Source organism: Vibrio crassostreae (assembly GCF_041439375.1).
GTDB lineage: Bacteria > Pseudomonadota > Gammaproteobacteria > Enterobacterales > Vibrionaceae > Vibrio > Vibrio crassostreae_D.
The window spans coordinates 38,389-57,297 of sequence record NZ_JBGONY010000014.1 but is presented as its reverse complement, the minus strand read 5'-3'; the positions used below and the strand labels follow the sequence as shown (position 1 = coordinate 57,297).

The 18,909-nt window shown below is 42.9% G+C and carries 18 protein-coding genes; 5 read left to right on the top strand and 13 right to left on the bottom strand.

The features are described from left to right. Positions 1–132: 132 nt before the first annotated feature. Complete coding sequence (locus ACED45_RS08475; RefSeq protein ID WP_371713757.1) at positions 133–675, bottom strand: DUF3332 family protein; 543 nt, start codon at positions 673–675, stop codon at positions 133–135. Between the two features lie 310 nt (positions 676–985). On the opposite strand from ACED45_RS08475, the gene ACED45_RS08470 reads away from it, so the two are divergent. Then, positions 986–1,885 (top strand): LysR family transcriptional regulator, encoded by a 900-nt coding sequence (locus tag ACED45_RS08470; protein ID WP_146489917.1) that lies wholly within the window; start codon positions 986–988, stop codon positions 1,883–1,885. A gap of 73 nt (positions 1,886–1,958) precedes the next feature. Here ACED45_RS08470 and ACED45_RS08465 read toward each other — a convergent pair whose 3' ends face one another. The 6 genes from ACED45_RS08465 to ACED45_RS08440 form a co-directional block, all read right to left on the bottom strand. After that, positions 1,959–2,798 (bottom strand): class III extradiol dioxygenase family protein, encoded by an 840-nt coding sequence (locus ACED45_RS08465; protein ID WP_146489918.1) that lies wholly within the window; start codon positions 2,796–2,798, stop codon positions 1,959–1,961. 2 nt (positions 2,799–2,800) lie between these two features. Next, complete coding sequence (locus ACED45_RS08460) at positions 2,801–3,154, bottom strand: protocatechuate 4,5-dioxygenase subunit alpha (protein ID WP_146489919.1); 354 nt, start codon at positions 3,152–3,154, stop codon at positions 2,801–2,803. Between the two features lie 5 nt (positions 3,155–3,159). After that, entirely contained in the window at positions 3,160–4,041 is an 882-nt protein-coding gene (locus ACED45_RS08455; RefSeq protein WP_371713756.1) for an amidohydrolase family protein, read from the bottom strand. Positions 4,042–4,053: 12 nt separating this feature from the next. Further along, the gene (locus ACED45_RS08450; protein WP_371713754.1) at positions 4,054–5,139 is read right to left on the bottom strand and encodes a 4-oxalomesaconate tautomerase; all 1,086 of its coding nucleotides are present in this window, start codon (positions 5,137–5,139) and stop codon (positions 4,054–4,056) included. Beyond that, positions 5,132–5,809 (bottom strand): 4-carboxy-4-hydroxy-2-oxoadipate aldolase/oxaloacetate decarboxylase, encoded by a 678-nt coding sequence (locus ACED45_RS08445; RefSeq protein ID WP_371713753.1) that lies wholly within the window; start codon positions 5,807–5,809, stop codon positions 5,132–5,134. The genes ACED45_RS08450 and ACED45_RS08445 overlap by 8 nt, the downstream gene beginning before the upstream one ends. Positions 5,810–5,898: 89 nt before the next feature. Further along, positions 5,899–6,912 carry an amidohydrolase family protein gene (locus ACED45_RS08440; protein ID WP_371713752.1) on the bottom strand — a complete coding sequence of 338 codons (1,014 nt, stop codon included), beginning with the start codon at positions 6,910–6,912 and terminating at the stop codon, positions 5,899–5,901. A 251-nt stretch (positions 6,913–7,163) separates the two neighbouring features. On the opposite strand from ACED45_RS08440, the gene ACED45_RS08435 reads away from it, so the two are divergent. From ACED45_RS08435 to ACED45_RS08420, 4 genes are all read left to right on the top strand, one after another. Continuing rightward, complete coding sequence (locus tag ACED45_RS08435) at positions 7,164–8,003, top strand: shikimate dehydrogenase family protein (protein WP_371713751.1); 840 nt, start codon at positions 7,164–7,166, stop codon at positions 8,001–8,003. 23 nt (positions 8,004–8,026) lie between these two features. Beyond that, positions 8,027–8,470 carry a type II 3-dehydroquinate dehydratase gene (gene aroQ, locus ACED45_RS08430; RefSeq protein WP_371713750.1) on the top strand — a complete coding sequence of 148 codons (444 nt, stop codon included), beginning with the start codon at positions 8,027–8,029 and terminating at the stop codon, positions 8,468–8,470. 329 nt (positions 8,471–8,799) lie between these two features. Then, complete coding sequence (locus ACED45_RS08425) at positions 8,800–9,852, top strand: polyamine ABC transporter substrate-binding protein (RefSeq protein ID WP_371713749.1); 1,053 nt, start codon at positions 8,800–8,802, stop codon at positions 9,850–9,852. Beyond that, complete coding sequence (locus ACED45_RS08420) at positions 9,849–12,239, top strand: putative bifunctional diguanylate cyclase/phosphodiesterase (RefSeq protein ID WP_371713748.1); 2,391 nt, start codon at positions 9,849–9,851, stop codon at positions 12,237–12,239. Before ACED45_RS08425 ends, ACED45_RS08420 begins: the two co-directional genes overlap by 4 nt. 330 nt (positions 12,240–12,569) lie before the next feature. Here ACED45_RS08420 and ACED45_RS08415 read toward each other — a convergent pair whose 3' ends face one another. From ACED45_RS08415 to ACED45_RS08390, 6 genes are all read right to left on the bottom strand, one after another. Beyond that, the gene (locus ACED45_RS08415; protein ID WP_371713747.1) at positions 12,570–12,800 is read right to left on the bottom strand and encodes a hypothetical protein; all 231 of its coding nucleotides are present in this window, start codon (positions 12,798–12,800) and stop codon (positions 12,570–12,572) included. Continuing rightward, positions 12,801–13,166 carry a type II secretion system pilot lipoprotein GspS-beta gene (gene gspS2, locus ACED45_RS08410; protein ID WP_371713746.1) on the bottom strand — a complete coding sequence of 122 codons (366 nt, stop codon included), beginning with the start codon at positions 13,164–13,166 and terminating at the stop codon, positions 12,801–12,803. Further along, a complete protein-coding gene (locus tag ACED45_RS08405) occupies positions 13,123–14,259 on the bottom strand; it encodes an alanine/ornithine racemase family PLP-dependent enzyme (RefSeq protein WP_371713745.1) in 1,137 nt (378 codons plus the stop codon). Before ACED45_RS08405 ends, gspS2 begins: the two co-directional genes overlap by 44 nt. Further along, on the bottom strand, positions 14,256–15,458 hold the full coding sequence (locus tag ACED45_RS08400) for a DUF1611 domain-containing protein (RefSeq protein WP_017061826.1): 1,203 nt from the start codon (positions 15,456–15,458) through the stop codon (positions 14,256–14,258). Before ACED45_RS08400 ends, ACED45_RS08405 begins: the two co-directional genes overlap by 4 nt. Positions 15,459–15,977: 519 nt before the next feature. Further along, entirely contained in the window at positions 15,978–17,801 is a 1,824-nt protein-coding gene (locus tag ACED45_RS08395; protein ID WP_371713744.1) for a bifunctional sugar phosphate isomerase/epimerase/4-hydroxyphenylpyruvate dioxygenase family protein, read from the bottom strand. Between the two features lie 9 nt (positions 17,802–17,810). Further along, positions 17,811–18,881, bottom strand: a complete 1,071-nt coding sequence (locus ACED45_RS08390; protein ID WP_371713743.1) for a Gfo/Idh/MocA family protein — start codon at positions 18,879–18,881, stop codon at positions 17,811–17,813. Between the last annotated feature and the right edge of the window lie 28 nt (positions 18,882–18,909).

Here is an 18,909-nt window from a genome sequence, read left to right as displayed (position 1 = left end):
AAGAGAGGTTAGCGACTAAGCTAACCTCTCTTTTTATTGGTACTGACTAACTGAATTGATTGGGGGGTATCAGTTAATGCTATGTTGCTTACTTGCTTACTTGCTTACTTGCTTACTTGCTTACTTAGTTGCTTAAGACTGCTCAGTTGATGCCATGTACATCTGCATCTCTTCCAGGCTTGTTTTAGCGATAACTTGGTTATCAATAGAGTAGTGAACTTCATCACCGAAACGTTGACCTGTTAGAGTCGCGCGAGTACCGTCGTTATAGGTTAGCTCAATTGCAATTTCGTCTTGGTTAAGTACTTTCATTTCACTGTGGTCAATTACATGCTTTGCCAATGGGTCGATAGGTGCTTCCGTTAAGCTGTCATCCAGTTGGTCATTAACATCAATGTAAGTATCAACCTTAGAATCGAAGATGTGTGGCTTCTTGTTGATTGGGTTCTTACCCGTCCAAAATTCCAGTGAGTTAAACACGATGTAATCGGCAGCAACGGTAATACCGTAAGCAGGGACAAGTAACATGTTTAGGCCACCACGAGCGTAACGGTTATCAACGGCTTTCACGTTAAACTCCATTAGTTTACCTGTTACTGCGTTGCTACCTACGCAGCCAAATAAAGTCACTAGGCTTGCTGAGATTATTATCGGTTTTACAAATCGGTTCATCATTCTCTATTTCTATATGTGTATATTTAGGAACCGGGAATTATGTCAAACTCAAGCGTCTTCTAATATAACGCCATGCCTATACTAGATATCAGGAAAACCTATATCTTTATAAAAACCAGGCTGTTATCTATATTTGGAACTCGCCCCTTGAATACTACCGTACTAGTTCGCGTTATTTTGGTTTGCCGTTTTAACAATGTTCTGTCATAACCATAACTAAAATATGGGAATGGAAAGCGATAATTCACAGTCATTTAAACGATATTATTTATATCGCTTATTTAAATACATGATTGCCTGAAGAGCTCGAATGAAACGATTTAACCTCAACCTCATATATTACTTTATCGCGATATATGAAGAAGGAAACCTGACGTACGCAGCAGAAAGGCTCAATATATCTCAACCTAGTCTCAGTGCTCACCTAAAGCAGCTTAGAGACGAATATCGAGATCTACTCTTCGTTAGAAAATCATACACACTCGAGCCTACGCCAGTCGCGAACGACCTGTACCCAATCTTCAAGCAAGCTCACAAGCTGGTTTCACACTCACTCCCTGAAACTCACGATTTCGACCCGAAAGAGTGCAATTATACCTTCAGAATTGCTGCGATGAGCATATCAAGTAGTGTCATCCTGCCTCGTATCTTGGATAGAATTCAAAAAGAAGCACCCAACTGTGTTATCGAAGTGGTGAACATCAAAGAAGATATGGTGACAGATATTCGAGAGAAGAAGATCGACCTTGTCGTCGACCTTACTAATGCTCACCCAACACTGCAGAGCCAAGAGATTTGGGGTGATGAACTGTGCGTGGTATGCAGCCAAAACCACTCGCAGATAGAAGAACAGATAACTTTAGAGCGCTACTTAGCTGAAAAGCACGTGATGTTGACACATGATAACTATCGAGTGAACCAGTTAACCGAGCTTCACAGCCCGATCTTTTCCGAAAGAAAGGTGGCGAGAAAGCTCAATTCCATCGCTGACTTTTCGGACACCATTTATAACAGTGATTGGATTGCAACTTTCCCAAAAGGGGTCGCGGACGCGTATTTTGATAAAGACAAGATAAAGCTGTTAGAAGTGCCATTTGAATACCTTACACCATCATTGAGCGTGTATTGGCACAGCAACCGTAATGACGACATCGTGAACTTGTGGCTGCGCGAACTGTTTACTAGCGGAGTGCTGAAGTTGGCGTCGTGATACAAAAAAGCCTACTCATGAAAGAGTAGGCAGAAAAAGCTCGATAGTGATCAAATCTAGAGTTGTCGATCAACTACTTATTTTCAATCAACATAGTGCCCGCACCTGTGTTTGATATTGGAGCATGGTAGTCACTTTGCAGGACATTTAGTTCACCATTCAGCGCGCCACGCATGCCCATCCACATGATGAACTCAGGCCCTTGAGCGCCGGCATTAGCGACAAGATCGTGAATTGTCAGTTTAGTTAGCTCGTCTGGATCACTGATTAACTTCTCCATGCAGTAAAGGTCAAACTCTTTGTTGATGTAGCCTGCACGCTCGCCATCTAGCTGGTGGGATAGTCCGCCAGTACCCAGTACCACAACTTTAAGATCTTTGTCGTAAGAATCAATGGCTTCACCAATGGCTTTACCTAGGTTATAACAACGTTTTGGTGATGGCATTGGGTGTTGTTCTACGTTCAAGCACACTGGAATCACTTTCATGTGTGAATAGTTGTTGTTTGGCCACATCAACTGCATCGGCACGGTCAGACCGTGATCGACTTTCATCTCTTGGCAGATAGTGATGTCGAATTCACTCTCTACTAAGTGGTTACAAATGTGCCATGAAAACTCTGGGTCACCAGGAATTGCTGGAATGGTAGGGATTCCCCAACCTTCGTCAGCGTTGATGTAGCTAGCTGCAGCACCAATGGCGAATGTTGGCTTCTTGTCTAGGAAAAATTCGAGTCCGTGATCGTTGTAAAAAACGACCGCAACGTCGGGTTGTTCCTGTTCTAACCAAGCGTGAATACCTGGAAAGTTCTTGAAAAACGGCTGCCAGTATTCCGTTTCTTGAAGATTATTTTCAATCGCTTTGCCGATAGAGGGAATGTGTGAAGTGCTGATACCGCCAATAACTTTAGCCATGATTATTTCCCTGCCTCAACCAACATTTGTTTAAATTCTTCTACGCTCATACCGGTTTGTATTGCGCCGATGTCTTGCATGTTTAGCCCTAGCATTCCTACAAACTTTGCTAGGTAGTAAATGCTACCGCCTTCGTTAAGTAGCGCTAGTACATCACGTTCAGCAATCGCTTTTTTTTGTGCGTCAGTTAGGCCGAACTTGTCGCAGTATGCTTGTTCGTCTGCTTTGAACTCATCACGACCAGCCTGACCATTTAGCGTGTAACACATTTTGTTTAAGCCATAGCCTTTTATGGCCATTGATCCATCAAACATAACGGTGCCTGGGATATTTCCTTTATTCTTTAAATAAGTCATCGTTGTTACTTACTCTCCGGCCAATAAAGATTCATAGGGTTGGTGACGAGCAGTGCTTGTTGAAGGACTGCGGTTTCTGCAATTTGTGGAATTACATCAACTAAATGACCATCATCTGGTGTGTGCGATTTCATGTTAGGGTGCGGCCAGTCTGTGCCCCAAAGTACGCGTGTTGGGAATTTTTCGACCAAGGTTTTAGCAAACGGTACAACATCGCTGTAGTTTGGTGGAGTCAGTGTTAAACGCTCTGGGCAGCTGACCTTTGTCCAAATGTTTGGATTGTTTTCCATAAGGCGAATGAACTTATCAAAGGCTTCACTATTGATACCTTGTGCGATGTCTGGTCGACCCATGTGGTCTACAACAACCGTCATATCAAGTTCGTCGAGGAAAGGGGCGATGTCATCGATATCTTGTGATTCAAAATAGACCACAATGTGCCACCCCATTGGACGAACGCGATCGGCGATCTGTTTCAACACATCTTTTGGTGTGGTATCGACCAAGCGTTTTACAAAATTAAAACGAATACCGCGAACGCCAGCTGCGTCCATGATTTGCAGTTCTTCATCGGTAACGGTTTCATCAACAAATGCGACGCCACGAGCCAGCTCACCAGCGCTGTCTAGAGCGTCGAGTAATGCTGAGTTATCGGTGCTGTGACAAGAAGCTTGTACAATCACATTACGGCTAAAGCCAAGGTAATCACGTAATGCGAACAGTTGTTCTTTTGAAGCATCACAAGGCGTGTATTTACGCTTAGGTGAATATGGGAATTGCGCCGCTGGGCCAAATACATGGCAGTGCGCGTCGACAGCGCCAGCAGGGGCAACAAACTTAGGTTTGCTTGGGTTTGGGTGAAACGGTAGGTAATCAGCGTCCATCATTCTTCCTTGTCGTTACTGGTGTCCAAACGCTGTGCCATCAAACAGTTTTCGCGCAGTGCGAAGAATGGCAGCTGATTGAACTTGGTTATTTTCGATATCTAAAACCACGCTCATTTTTCCTATTGGGTGTTCAACATCAACCGCAATTTTACGGCTTGATTGGATGTGCCTATCTGGGTTTGATGAGGTGATTTGAGCAAGTTGTTTGGCCGGTGAACCGTCGAGCATGCATGCACTCGCGACGCTCACAGCGCCAAGCACCCCAATAGACGCGTGGCAGCGGTGAGGGATGAATGTGCGAGTCGAGATAGCACCGCCATATTGAGGCTCACTGACCAAAGACATCTTGGGTACAGAGAGCTCAGAAACATCGCCAAGGTTCATTAATGGACCAGCTTGAAGTCTTATTGACTCCAACTGTTGTTTTAATGCTTGGTTATTGTCGAGTTGTTCACGTGATTCGTCACCTGTAATGCCGAGATCTTTCGCACGCATCACAACAACAGGCATTCCATTATCAATTAAAGTGACGTCGATACCGTCTATTGTGTTAATAATAGAACCAGATGGAAGCAGAGCTCCACACGTTGAACCTGCCGTGTCTTCAAATGTGATTGCAATAGGCGCCGATGAAGAGGGTACGCCATCGATATGACAATCACCTTGATAGGTCACTTTTTTGTCGGGAGTCTGCACTTCAACCGTAGCGATCTGCTGTGTATTTTCCATGAAGATACGAACTGATGTTGTTCCTTCTTCGGCTTCAACTAACCCACGCTCGATAGCAAAAGGAGCGACACCTGCAAGGATGTTTCCACAGTTTTGTTTGCCGCTAACCAATGCTTGGTCGACAAACACCTGTAGAAATAGGTAGTCAATGTCTACATTTTCTCGACTCGATGGTTCAACGATCGCGACTTTAGATGTCAGAGGATCAGCCCCGCCTATACCATCGATTTGGCGTTCATCTGGCGAGCCCATTACCGACAGTAAAAAAGCGTCACGTTCATTGGCATCAGTTGGCAGATCATCTTTCAGAAAGTAGGCACCCTTTGAAGTGCCTGCTCTCATCCACATGCATGGTGCTTGATTAGACATACTTCAGGCCTTTTTCTTCTAATCGACCACGCATATCATAGATGTCTAGCCCAAGTTCGCCATTAGCAAGACGCACGCGTTTTGCTTCTTCACGTTCCATACGTTCTAGTGAAGCATGCAGCACTTGTTCTGCTTCTTCGCGACGGATGACAACCACACCGTCTTCGTCTGCGACCATGATGTCACCAGGGTTAACGATTTCTTCAGCACACGTCATAGGAACATTGACGGAACCTAGGGTTTCTTTGATGGTGCCCTGGCTAAACACCGCTTTTGACCACACAGGGAAATTCATTTCACGCAGGTCACGGGTATCGCGAACGCCGCCTTCGATTATTAACCCAACAACACCACGTGCCTGAGCTGACGTTGCTAGTAAATCACCGAAGAAGCCGTGGTTTGAAGGTGAAGTCGGGGCGAACACCAAAAAGTCACCCGCTTTCGCTTGCTCGATGGCAACGTGCATCATCCAGTTGTCGCCTGCAGCTCCTGAGATTGTCAGCGCTGAACCTGCAACGGCGTCACCTTGAAAAATAGGGCGCATGTAATCGGCCAATAAACCGCGGCGGCCTTGTGATTCATGAATGGTTGCTACGCCACATTTGCGTAAGCCTTCAATGATCTCTTTGTCTGCACGTTTAATGTGTTGAACAACGATGTTCTGACTCATGATGAATTCCTTTTGCTCTTTGCTTATGCTTCTTTTTCTTTAGAGAAAGTTTGTTTGAAGTGCCCATTCTTAAAATGGGCAGAGTGGCATTAAGACGTTTTTAGTCGACTGAATACCTGACGAGCGTTGCCCTCAAAAATCATTGATTTCTCTTCTGCTGTTACTTTATCGCTGGCATCGATGTAGCGTTTAGTATCGTCGTAGTAGTGGCCCGTTTCTGGGTCAACACCGCGCACTGCGCCAATCATTTCTGAAGCGAACAAGATGTTCTTCGCTGGCAATATATCAAGCAGTAGGTCGATGCCTTTCTGGTGATAAACGCAAGTATCAAAGTAGATATTGTTCAATACGGTTTCTTCAAGCGGTGGCAGTCCCATATCTTGTGCGATACCGCGGAAACGACCCCAGTGATAAGGTACTGCGCCGCCACCGTGTGGGATGATGATTTTCAGTTCAGGGAAGTCTTTGAATACGTCAGACGTCATTAATTGTTGGAAAGCCGTCGTGTCCGCGCCCAAGTAATACGAAGTTGTGGTGTGCAGGCACGAGTTACAAGAGCCGCTAACATGGATCATCGCGGGTACATCTAGCTCTACCAGTTTTTCATACAGTGGGTAGAAAGCACGGTCGCCCAAAGAGGCATCTTTCCAAAAACCACCCGTTGTATCTGGGTTCAGGTTACAGCCGATGAAGTCCATTTCTTCAACACAACGAACCAATTCAGAAACCGATTTTGAAGGGTTAATGCCTGGTGATTGCGGCAGCTGAGCAACAGGGGCAAAGTTTTGAGGGAATAGGTCACACACACGGCGGATTAAGTCGTTTTGATGCTCTGTCCAAAAGCGACTTGTGTGTTCGTTGCCAATATGATGCCCCATCCAACTTGCACGAGGAGAGAAAATCGTTAGATCCGTGCCACGTTCTTTCTGTAAACGAAGTTGATTGTTTACGATACTTTCGCGAATCTCATCGTCTGAAATGTGAATTGAACCTTTGCTACCAATGTGGTTTGGGTTTTCAGCTAGCGCAGCTTTTTGGCTTTCGCGGTAGTCGCCCACCTGAGGCGGTGTGGTTGTGTAGTGTCCATGGCAGTCGATAATCATCTCGGCAGTCCTTTGTTGTTTTTGTTGCTAACAACTATAACGACCAAGGCTTATTCTCGACTATTTCAATTTATTTCGAAGGTATAAGATTTTGAGATAGAGAGGTGCAATAACGACAGCGAAAAAGCGATACTCCACATGGGTTGGAGCCATAGAAAATAAAAAATGAATGGGTGTTGAATAAAAGTGATTGGCGTTAAATAACGCGATTCTGGTAGCGTTGAATAAAGTCCAGAATAAGGTGGAGCGAAATGATCAACTGTCGACTTATTGGTGCCAATATAGATAAATCCAAGTCACCCGAGTTCCATAACCTATTAGCAGAACAACTTAATATAGATCTCGATTATCAATTAAGCCCATTAGAGAGTGGAGATATATCCGATTTTCGAGCGCATTCATCTCAAATGGAAGAAAGTAATATTCACGCTACTAATGTGACTTATCCCTATAAAGAGATGGCGGTTCAAGTGGCCGACTTTTCGGATACTTCAGCGAAAATAGTTGAAGCATCCAATACATTAATCTTTCGCCCAGAAGGTACGTTTGCTTACAACACTGATTTTTCTGGTTTCATTAATGCCTACCATGTTTTTCGGCATTGTAAGCCCGGTAAAACAGTGCTTATAGGCTGTGGCGGTGTGGGTAAAGCGGTGGCTGCGGCTTTAACAGAATTAGAAGCCGAACATATCGCGCTTTATGACCGTGATACCGAAAAAATGCATGGTTTAGCTCAGCTGCTAGAAAAAAGAAATGTTAAGGTAACTTGTCTTACAGAGACAACATTAGAGCAGCACGTTAGAGAGGCGGATGGCCTTCTTAATTGCACTCCAATAGGGCATTACAAGACACCGGGCATACCTATCTCAAGTGATTGGATAGAGAACCAACAGTGGGTATTTGACGCTGTGTACACGCCAATTGAAACTGAATTTATCAAAGCTGCGATGGGGGCGAACCTCGCGGTTTTAACGGGCTTTGAACTGTTTTTTCATCAAGCGGTTGATGCGTTTCAACTGTTCACCGACCGTGAATTAACACCTCAAGAGTTATCTCAATTTCGTCAAAATCAATTTTCAAATCCCGTCTAAGGATAGAAGTAAGGAAAGGAACAATGAAAAAATTATTAGTGTTGAACGGACCAAACCTAAACCTACTAGGAACTCGTGAGCCTCAACAATATGGTCATGAAACACTGGCAGACGTAGAAGAAAACTGCCGCAAGTTAGCCGCTAAATATGATTGCGAAGTCGAGTGCTTTCAAAGTAACACTGAAGGTCAGTTGATCGATGCCGTACACAAAGCAGGTCGTGAATTTACTGCCGATGAATGTGTAGGCGTGGTATTTAACCCAGGTGCTTATACTCACACGTCAATTGCCTTGCATGATGCTATCAAAGGCGTCGATGTTCCCGTTGTTGAAGTGCATATCTCAAATGTTCACGCGCGCGAAGCATTCCGTCATCACTCTTACATATCGCCTGTAGCCGCAGGCACAGTGATTGGTATGGGAACTAAAGGTTACGGCTTAGCGATTCAGTTCCTGTTAGACGACTAATACCTCTAGTCGAATACAAACCTCAACATCAAGCCTCTAGCATCGTTAGGGGCTTTTTTCGAGTTGGTTTTCCGGAGCAGGATAAAACACCAACCGTACGCGATTGCATTACATTTGAACTCACTTTCTATGCAAAATGCCTTATGGTACAAACGACATCAATTCTCTATGTCTACTCTAGTCCCACAAATTAACTATTTGCACGATATCTAATATACATCTCACTAATATATTGAATAATGAGGCACAATTACGCCTATGTTTTATAAATAGGCCAAAACCAACGTCATGGTTAAACACCATCGAAAACAATTAGTAATAGGTATCTGATGCGTTTCATAACTTGTTTTTCTTTAACTTTTTCTATTTTTTTGTCAACACAGAGTTTTTCTGAAGAGCTAAAAATTTTCACTTGGGAAGACTATATCTCTGACACTCTGATAGAAGAGTTTGAAGAACAGTACGGTCATACTGTTTCTCAAGTTTATTTTGAAAATGAAATGTTGCGTGATGCTGTTGTGTATTCAGGTAAAGCCCTAGCCTATGATTTGTTTATCATTGATGGGCTAACTATTGGCGAACTGGGCAAAGCAGGCACTTTAGGGGATTTGTCTAATACTTTGAAGGAAGGTAATTCAAACTTTACAGAGGTGTCTCGCAGAGCTTGTGGGGTGTATGGCATTCCGTACGCTAATGGTACCATGGGGGTCGCATTTCGGTCTTCAAGAGCTACCGAAGGTATAACCTCTTGGATGGACGTTTTCGACTACGCATTAGAGCACCCTCAAACTGTTGTGATTCCTGATGACGATGTAGATACCATTGCAATCGCATTATTGGCGTTAGGGTTTGATCCTATGACCGAAAATGAAGTCGAATTAGCACAAGCGTACAAACTGTTGATGAAGGTCCGTGAACAGCTATTAGTAATAAGAGCGGGGGTTAGCTATGCTCTAGACACAAAATCTGGCTCTAAAATGGAAGTTGCCGTTATCTATTCAGGAGAAAAAGAGCAAATAGCGTCGTATACAGAGCAAGATGATTGGATCTACACCATTCCTCAAGAAGGCACTTTGATGTGGCATGAATGCTTTAGTGTCCATAAAGACAGGCCTATTAGCAAAGCGTCAATAGAGTTCCTTAACTTTATTAACACACCTGAAAAATCAGTATTAAACGCTGAAGAGATGTGGTTCGCAAGTTCAAACAAACACGTCTTGGACTTAGCAACTGATGACTATCTGTTAGATGAAGAGTTGTTCCCAAAGCGATTAAACAGCGGTTCATCGTTTACCTATAAGACACTAAGCAAAGAAGCTTCAGACCTGAGAAGCCAAATACTCTTTGTTATTCATAGCCAAAGAGATAAAACAAACAAATGAAATTGTCTCTAAAAATCAATTATATTCTACTTCCTGTTATGGTGGTAATTTTCTCCATCGCTGGAGTTTTTTCGTACACCAGTCAAAAAATGCAACTGAACTCGTCGCTATCGGAACAATTACAAAGTGAACTGACTCATATCTCTCATGACCTTAATGAAGCACTTAGAGAGCTCGATTTTGCGATTAGAATGAGTCTAGAGAACTACTATATTCAAAAGTATCTTATTGAAATATATGATGACACCGCTCAGTACTACACGGAGAAAGAGCTGGCGGGGTATATAAATCAATTAAAGCTCAATCACGGTATGATCGAGAGCTTTGCTCTAGTGGATATTAATGGCGAAGAACTTATCTACTTTAATACGTCGGACCCATTTGCAAAATACTCTGCTGATACGGTTGTGACGGATCACCTTGCTGCGATTCAACAAGCATTAGACTTGAAAGGTGTAGCTCGCGTTAATGCCTCTACCTACAAACTGAACGATGGTGTTGAAGGCCCTGAATTTTTAGTTGTAAAGACATTTACACCCGAGCAGAGTTTTACTGTCCCAACCTTTTCTTATGGGCAGACATTACTTACTGCAGTAGTTCGCTCCAAAATTAGGCACTACAATGAATTTCAAGAGTCTGTGAAAAGTAAGCTTGATCCTGGCGCTCAACTGATACTTAGACCTAATACTACCTCGCACTCGCTGGGGAACGAAGAACAGATAAAAGATATTACCCTGCCAGACTATGAATTGGGTTTTCAGTTAATACATGACTTATGGTCTATCAAAATTTGCCTATCTCAAATACACCTCAATGAATTGTATAAACCTTTTCAACTTCTTTACGCTGTTATTGTTTTGTCAGTAACGGCTATCACTTTCTTACTACTAAAGTGGCTTATCGTAAAACAGATCATCAAGCCAGTGGAGAGACTGACTAAGAAAGTAGAGTCCGTAAATCATGATGACTTAGTCTACATAGAACGTTCCAAAAGTAACGACGAAGTCTCCATCCTTACCAATAAGTACATTAATCTGATTACTGATCTCGATGATCTGGCAAAAAGAGACTCTCTGACGGGCTTACCAAATAGGAAAAAATTCAATTTAGATATCACGCGTATAATGAATAACTGCACCGAAACAGATACAAAGTGCGCCGTTATCTACTTTGATATTGATAACTTTAAATACGTAAATGACAAGTACGGACATCATGTTGGTGACCACTTATTCGTAGTGTTTGCAGAACGCCTTGTCGAGAGCTTTGTTGATTTTGAGTGGGAGAGTCTAACTATCTCTGAGTTTGAGTTCGCCAGGCTATCTGGGGATGAGTTTGCCATCATAGTTGGTGGATTGGACGGCTTAGATATACTTACCGAGTTTTCCCATCGAATTCTTTCTCTCTTTGAGGATGGCTTTGAAGTGGATGGTACTCAATTTGATATTGGGGTCAGTGTCGGTATTTCCGTTTACCCTGATGACGCTAAATCTGTCACCGAACTGGTTAACAATGCTGATTCAGCGATGTATGCCTGCAAAAATGTTGCGGGAAGAAACCATTATCAATTCTACTCAAAAGAGATGGATAGAGAAATAAAGCGTCAGACTCAAATTAATGAAGACTTGAAAGATGCGATTAAATCTAACGAGTTCTATCTAACCTATATGCCTGTTTATGATATCGAAAAAGGTAAGATAAAGGGGGCAGAAGTTCTAATACGAACGAGCCACGAGTCTTTAATCTCCTACGGGCCAGCGGATTTTATACCTGTAGCAGAATCGTCAGGCTTAATTAAACATATTGATTATTGGGTTTTTGAAAATGCTCTTCAGAAACTGTCCGTCTGGATAGAAGAGCTGAATTTTGATGGTACATTAGCGATTAACTTCTCATCTTGGCAACTCTCCAATTCCGACTTTGTCAATGTACTTTCTGGGTTACTGACGCGCTATGAGATTCCAGCCCACATGGTTGAAATGGAAATCACCGAAACCTGCTTTATACCCGGTGATGAACAAAATATTGAGAGACTTAAGGCGTTGAAAGAACTTGGAGTGAAGGTTTCTCTTGACGATTTTGGTACCGGCTATACGGCCTTTAGCCAACTAATAAATTATCCTATTGATACGCTTAAGATCGACCGTATGTTTGTCAACGCAATTGACTCTGAATCAACAGACAAACAGCTTATTGAAGTGATCATAGAAATGGCCAAAATTTACGACCTCAATATCATTGCAGAAGGCGTAGAAACAGTGAGTCAGTTAGATTACGTTCGCAACAAAGGATGCCAGGAAGTACAAGGCTTCTTGCTATCTAAACCCTTAAAAGAAGATGATTTTATCGCAGCCTGGAAGAGAGGGAGTTTGCCTGAATACAGTTAAAACATATGACACCATAGAATAAGGCTGGTTCTGAGTTTTGAAATAATATATCGCTTGGTGCTCACATTTTACCCGTGGCATTTTCTAGTTTGAAAATGCCCCAAGACGTTTTAGATACAATTATCACTAACTACCTTAGGGCTGAATATTGGCTAAATTATTCCAATCTGAAAAGTGTATACAATTTTCGAGTCTTACTATCCCATCCACATAAGTACTCATACCCATTCACCTCTACACTTGATTATTTTCAATACGTTAAGTACAAATACTACTAATCTGTCCAAGGTTTAGAGTACCTTGAACAGATTAGGTATACACAGTCTTAAATTAAATCTTGGAATGTGTGTGTTTTTTCTTTGACTTGTGAGCTTTCATTGAAATTTTCAACACAAGTTGTTCTTGTTTAGTTGAAATGACCTGCTTAGTTAAAGCTTTGTGGTGTAGGTCCGTGATAAAGTTTTTTTCCCAAGGCGTAAGGCGGTCAAACCTCAATAAAATAGTGTCATTGAGTACATTGAACAACTCGTATTGGCTTTTATCCATTCGACTGCTAAGCATTCAATTAGAGCACTTAGCTAGAGAAATGACGTTAAGGCTTTCTACTTTCTCATTTTTTCCTAAGGTAATGATTCGATAAGAGATCCCACTCTCTAATAGTGGTCTTATTTCGATGTTGTCACAAAAACTAACGGCGACTTTTTCTACTAAGCGGTCCATATTCAAAGTTTTCTTTTTTATGAAAACAAGAGTGACACTATTGCCCTCTGACTGAGCATTTACGAGTGTGATTGAGCCTAACTCTTGTGGAAGTTGGCTTGAAATAACTGTCGTTCTATAATCGGCAAGTCCATTAGATTTTATTGGGCTTATCTGACAACCGTTAAGCATGACACTGACGAAGAGAATTACAGTTGTTCGTAGCATTATGCGCTCCTTCTTCCTTTCTTCTCCCTTTAGGTGCCTTAAAATATTTATGGATATAACGTGAAGACATAGAAGATAAGAGCGCACTGTAATCTAAACTGAATGTGACTTTTTCCCCTACAAGTAGTGGTTTCTGTGAGGATTCAAGGACAAGATGATCACTGGTTGAAGACATGATCTTAATCCCATTCGGAGCCTTAAGCCCGCTGACACAAACATCTTGGCGGCCTAATGCTAGAATAGCTTGTGAGACCTCCCCTCTATCTTGAAGGTTTTCTTTTTCACCAAAAGCATTTAACCCCCGACTCCCCCAAGGCAAAGTCGGTTTAGTCTTGGATTCAATCACTTCAGCGGTCAAAGAAACCGCATCCGTATGTAAGCCTTTGATATTTTCGTGCTCTAAAGGCTCACAGCCTAAAAAAATTGCTTCTCCTATACGAAGGTTATTGACTCGAGTTAAGCCTGTTCTCTGAAGAGCCCAGTTAACTGAAGCAGAATTACCCCCTGAAATAATTTCTAGACTGACCCCAAATGTAGCTTCAATTCCATCGGCAAGCTCAGAAAGAATACTCATATTTTGATCATCTGGAGCGACACCATACCGACAGGCTAAATTCGTACCAATTCCTTTTATCGTGATGTTTGGTAAAGAAATAATCTCTCGGATAAAATCAATCACGCGATTTGGCATCACACCTTCTCTGAGATCGCCAAGCTCAACCATAATAATGATACCGTGACAGCAATTTTGTTGTTCCGCTGCATGTGAAAGCCTCTGAATCACTTCAACTTCAGAGTTTAAACTCATATCACTGTATTTTATTACGCTTGCCACTTGACTGAGCATGGGTGTACGTATCAGCATTTTAGGGATAGCAATGCCAATTTCAGTCATCTTTTGAAGATTTTCGATTCTTGAATCGGCTAACATTGTTGCGCCAGCATCAATAAGAACTTGTGCGATGATAGGGTGGCCGAGGAAGACTTTTGTTACAGGCGTAACGGATATATTTTTCAGTGATAGCTGAGAAATCAGGAACTGAGCGTTATGATGAACTTTCCCACAATCGATGTCTAACCTAGGGTAGTTCACCCTTTTTCGGCCAGTTTACTTGCTATTATAGGGAAGGCTGACGTTACGATGTGCAGTAGATGTTCAACAGGCTGTGACAAGACATCAGTAACCGGTAGACCAAATTCGGTAGTGTAAGTGTCTATCGCACAACGTGTTTCATCCAACGACATATCTTCATGATTCAGTGTTAGTCCAATAACATTGGTATTAGAAAACGTTTCGATAAGATTGATTTCTGAGGCAATCGAAGGCATTGGGCAATCAGGAAAATCACTACGATATAAACGTTTAGGGGCATGTTGCAGTATCACACCCGTTGGACAACTGCCACGTAAGATAAAAGCGCTGGTTGAAAACGCAGGGTGACTCAAGGCTCCTTGCCCTTCAATAATAATCAGGTCCGGATTTTCTTTTTCATAGGCCTGTACAATGACAGATTCCAATTCACCGGCACAAAATTGTGAAGGGACTGCATCGAGTGCAACGCAGTATTGTGCGCCTTGCATAATACCTGTTTGACCAGTGGCAATCAGAACGACGTTAAGGCCTTTTTTAGTCAGTTCATTCGCCAATATTGTTGCTGTTGTTCGTTTTCCTAGCGCGCAATCCGTCCCCATTACAGCAATTCTCGGACATTTAACGTTGTGTATTTTCCCGCTAAACGTTTTCAGATCGCCTTTACTTTTGGGTTTGCGAGTATCGAATATTCGAACGTTATTCTTTAAACTGGCTTCTAAAAACAGAGGATCGTCGGTTAGAAATTCATGTAAGCCATTTACGATGTTCATTCCTAATGACATGGCATTTAAAATGATGCTTTTATCTAAGTCAGATAAAAAACCACTTGATGGCGCAATGCCAAAAATGAAATAATCGGGAATGCTTTCCGCGTGAATGATAGCTTCTTCAGCATTGGCAAGGATCGGTATTCCATTGGCTTTGTTATCAAGAACTTCACCAGCATCTAAGCCAGCAGACTCACTATCAATAACCGATAGAATACGATAGCTTAACGAATGCCTCACTAACCCATTAGCGGTTTTACCATCAATTTTACCAAAATTACCTTCGCAATATATAATTGCAGAAGGGATGACCGGATTTACTTTTTGAGCAAGTGGTAACCAAGGAGCTATATGGGGTACGTTGTTGGTATCTACATTTTCAATTCTAGAGAGTTTGAATATATTTCTTAACTTTTCGGTTGAGATGGACATAATTAAAGCCTGCAGTATGGCTTAGGAGGGCGACTAAGGAGTGCCGATTTGCGAGTTCGGAAAAGAAAAGAAGTCCCTACTAAGCGGTAGGGATAACAACCAAGGTAACACACTCACCAGACTTTTGTTGGTTATTATTAATACGTTTTCTAAGTCTATCACTTCCGGCTTCACTCATACTAACGTGACTGATTAGAGATCTAAGACTCATTGTTCAACATCGCTGTATCAACCTCTCAGCTTTAAGGTTTCAAGATATTTTTTCTAATATCAGTTAAGTTAATTAGATTTTTTGATCTAACGCGTTTTTACTGTCCAAAAGCTTGTTAGACCCCCTCAGTAATGACAACCGTCTCTAACTGCTTCCCCCAACTATACAAAAAAGCTGCACTTACCGAAGATGAGTAAAGTGCAGCAAAGCTCAAGAAGAAAAATAGCAAGTTAATATATCTGTCGCCATACAAGTGAGGTTGTATCCGACAGATATATTTGGTGAAAAGAGTTAGGCAACAATGCCTGTTAGAACTGATTTGCTTGTGACGCTAGACGAATGAACGCATTAGTCTCGCCGTATTTACTGTAATCTCCTACACGCTGAACCACTTCGAAGAACAAGCCATTGATCTCTTTGGTGTAGAAATGGAAGAAGCTGCCTGTTTCGTCTTCCGTGTACAGAATGTTGTTTTCACTTAGGCGTTGAATCAACTCATCTGGTAAATCAAATTGCGCTTGAATATCCAAGTAGTAGTTGTTCGGGATCTTCAACTGATAGATAGGAGAGAGATCCTGAACCGCTAAGAAGATGTCTTTACACTCCATGGCAATTTGGTTGATGCTCGCGCCATTCGAATCGTTCAAGAAGCGTTGAGCAGAGGTTTGTTTAGCACTTGTACTGTTCAATGCGATCTTGATCTTACTGTTGGCGCTCTTGATGGTACGGCTAGTGATTAGGCCGTTCACATCTGGCAGGTCAAAGCTCTCTTCTGGTACAAAGCCGAAGATGGACTTATAGAAGAACAGGTTAGACAGCAGTGCGTCAGGCGCTACAACTTGACCCATGTGGTCGATGCGGGTGAAGTTGTCGTTCATCGGAGCGTGATCTGCTACGGATTCAAAATCCACTTCGTAAAACTTAGACGCTTCGTTCTCTTCAAGAAGGTGAATCAGCAAGTTGCCAGAGCTTTTGAGAGTAGGGATGTCTAACTCATTCTCTTGGCGCGTCTGATGAATGGTTGGGCTATTGTAGCGGCTTGCCAGCTCAACAAGACGGCTTGAATCTTCAGTGATAACACCGAGCGCGCAGACCGACTCACCATGGCCTTCACGGTAAGTTTGTGCGTTCGAGTTTTTCTCGTAGTTGAAGATGAAGTTGATGTCACCGCGTTGGTACAAATCAACATTCTTACTCTTATGGCAATGGGTCTTTCGGAAACCAAGATACTCAATCACATCTGAGAAAGGGTTGTTCTCGCGCTCTTTAACTGCGAATTCAATAAAACTAAGGTCGTGGATCTTAGGTGCATTGAACGCATCGTTAGTTTGGTCTTCTAGCCATTTTAAAGAACGCACGCCATCGATCGCTTTCTCGATTGGCGATGATGAACGGAATTCATCGTTGAAGACTTCATGAGATAAATAGTCGTTGTAGCCTTTGCCTTTAAGCGTTTTTACGAAATCGATAACTGGGAAGTCACCTTGACCAGGGAAACAACGATAGTGGCGGCTGTATTGAAGAATATCCATCTGCATTTTGGGTGCGTCGGCCACTTGAACTAGAGCGATCTTGTCGACCGGAATATCGTTCTTCAACGTGTCCAATGTGTTTCCGCGTGCAAACATGTGAAAGGTGTCGAGAACCACACCAAGGTTAGGGTGATCGACCGTTTTCACTAGGTTCCAAGCGTCATCATAATCGGCAATGTGGCGACCCCATGCTAGAGCTTCATAGCCTAATTGCATATCTTCACGTTTTGCCAGTTCTGCTAATGCGTATAAGTCTTCAGCGCACTGTTCAACGTTTGGAGATGACTGAGGATGCACGTTACTGCACATCATCAAGCGGCTGGTGCCTAGCTGGTGGGCTAGGTCCATTTTACGTTCAAGCATGTTGTACTTTTTCTGGCGAAGGTGAGCAGGCATGCCCTCCATGTCGCGAAACGGTTGTAGTACAAGAATTTCTAAGCCAAGACTGTCTGCGATACGTTTAACGTCAGAAGCTGAACCGCGGTATTGAGTGAGGTCATTCTCAAAGATCTCAATAGCTTGAAAGCCCGCTTTAGCGGCTGCATGCATTTTTTGTTCTAGCGTGCCAGACAAGCACACAGTCGCGATTGAATATTTCATGGTGGCTCCTTACTTAAGCTGCGGTGTTACGTCTTGAACGGGTACGTATTGCTCGGTTTCACAAGCTTTGATGATCGCGTCGATAACCAATAGATTCTGCAGGCCATCCCAAATGCTGACCTTCGGTGTCTTCTCTTCGCCGCGAATCAATGCGCAGAAGTGTTCAAGCTGACGTTTTAAAGGGTCTTCACGATGAATTTCTTCTTTGCGCTCAAGCATCTCGTTCCACCAAGAGGGCGTAACATCTTTCGCGAATGATTTAACCTGCATGGTTGGTATAGAAAGGGAACCATTGGTGCCCGCCACGTGGTAGCAATCTTCGGTTTCGTACGTCGCGTAAGATTTGTTCTCTTGTGAGGTTTGTTCCCAACTGCGTGGGCTTGCTGACGCATCTGACAGAAGGAAAGATCCTAGCGTACCGTTTTCAAAGCGCAGAGAGATGACTGTTGTATCTTCCACTTCAAAATCACGTGCACTGCTTGAGCTCATAGCCTGAACACCGACAATATCGCCAACAAGGTGACGCAGGTTGCCTATCTCATGAATCATGTTGATAAGGATAGGGCCGCCGCCTTTTACTTTGCGCCAATCGCCTTCGTCGAAGTAGTAATCTGGCTTGTAGAATGCTGCACTGCCCATAATAGAAACCAGTTTGCCGAGCTCACCACTGTCGATGATCTTTCTAGCGGTTTCCAAAAGCGGGCTATAAGCGCGGTGATGGCCAACTAGGATTTTACTGTTCTCGTGTTTTGCGTGTTTCAATAACTCAATCGCATCTTCGATAGAATCTGTCACTGGCTTTTCGACGATAGCTGCCACACCAGCGGCAATACATTCGTGTGCTTGCAGAGCGTGTAACTTATTTGGGGTCGCGAGGATCACACCGTCTGGCTTTGCATCGGAAAACAGCGTTTCTAAGCTCTCATAAACGGGCACACCGTAATCATCGGCAATCTCTTTCGCCGCTGGGAACGGATCAACGATAGCAGCCAGTTCGCATTGTTCATTTTCAACAATGAGTTTGATGTGTGTTTTCCCGATTAAGCCTGCTCCAGCAACAGCAATTTTAACTTTTTCCATGTTTAAGACCTTATGAGTGAACATTTTA

Excerpts from the sequence above, each read along its gene's own strand:
- ACED45_RS08425 (WP_371713749.1), top strand. The coding sequence starts at position 8,800 with ATGCGTTTCATAACTTGTTTTTCTTTAACTTTTTCTATTTTTTTGTCA.
- aroQ (WP_371713750.1), top strand. The coding sequence starts at position 8,027 with ATGAAAAAATTATTAGTGTTGAACGGACCAAACCTAAACCTACTAGGA.
- ACED45_RS08475 (WP_371713757.1), bottom strand. The coding sequence starts at position 675 with ATGATGAACCGATTTGTAAAACCGATAATAATCTCAGCAAGCCTAGTG.
- ACED45_RS08465 (WP_146489918.1), bottom strand. The coding sequence starts at position 2,798 with ATGGCTAAAGTTATTGGCGGTATCAGCACTTCACACATTCCCTCTATC.
- gspS2 (WP_371713746.1), bottom strand. The coding sequence starts at position 13,166 with ATGCTACGAACAACTGTAATTCTCTTCGTCAGTGTCATGCTTAACGGT.
- ACED45_RS08470 (WP_146489917.1), top strand. The coding sequence starts at position 986 with ATGAAACGATTTAACCTCAACCTCATATATTACTTTATCGCGATATAT.
- ACED45_RS08445 (WP_371713753.1), bottom strand. The coding sequence starts at position 5,809 with ATGAGTCAGAACATCGTTGTTCAACACATTAAACGTGCAGACAAAGAG.
- ACED45_RS08435 (WP_371713751.1), top strand. The coding sequence starts at position 7,164 with ATGATCAACTGTCGACTTATTGGTGCCAATATAGATAAATCCAAGTCA.
- ACED45_RS08455 (WP_371713756.1), bottom strand. The coding sequence starts at position 4,041 with ATGATGGACGCTGATTACCTACCGTTTCACCCAAACCCAAGCAAACCT.
- ACED45_RS08390 (WP_371713743.1), bottom strand. The coding sequence starts at position 18,881 with ATGGAAAAAGTTAAAATTGCTGTTGCTGGAGCAGGCTTAATCGGGAAA.
- ACED45_RS08420 (WP_371713748.1), top strand. The coding sequence starts at position 9,849 with ATGAAATTGTCTCTAAAAATCAATTATATTCTACTTCCTGTTATGGTG.
- ACED45_RS08460 (WP_146489919.1), bottom strand. The coding sequence starts at position 3,154 with ATGACTTATTTAAAGAATAAAGGAAATATCCCAGGCACCGTTATGTTT.
- ACED45_RS08415 (WP_371713747.1), bottom strand. The coding sequence starts at position 12,800 with ATGCTTAGCAGTCGAATGGATAAAAGCCAATACGAGTTGTTCAATGTA.
- ACED45_RS08450 (WP_371713754.1), bottom strand. The coding sequence starts at position 5,139 with ATGTCTAATCAAGCACCATGCATGTGGATGAGAGCAGGCACTTCAAAG.
- ACED45_RS08440 (WP_371713752.1), bottom strand. The coding sequence starts at position 6,912 with ATGATTATCGACTGCCATGGACACTACACAACCACACCGCCTCAGGTG.
- ACED45_RS08395 (WP_371713744.1), bottom strand. The coding sequence starts at position 17,801 with ATGAAATATTCAATCGCGACTGTGTGCTTGTCTGGCACGCTAGAACAA.
- ACED45_RS08400 (WP_017061826.1), bottom strand. The coding sequence starts at position 15,458 with ATGTCCATCTCAACCGAAAAGTTAAGAAATATATTCAAACTCTCTAGA.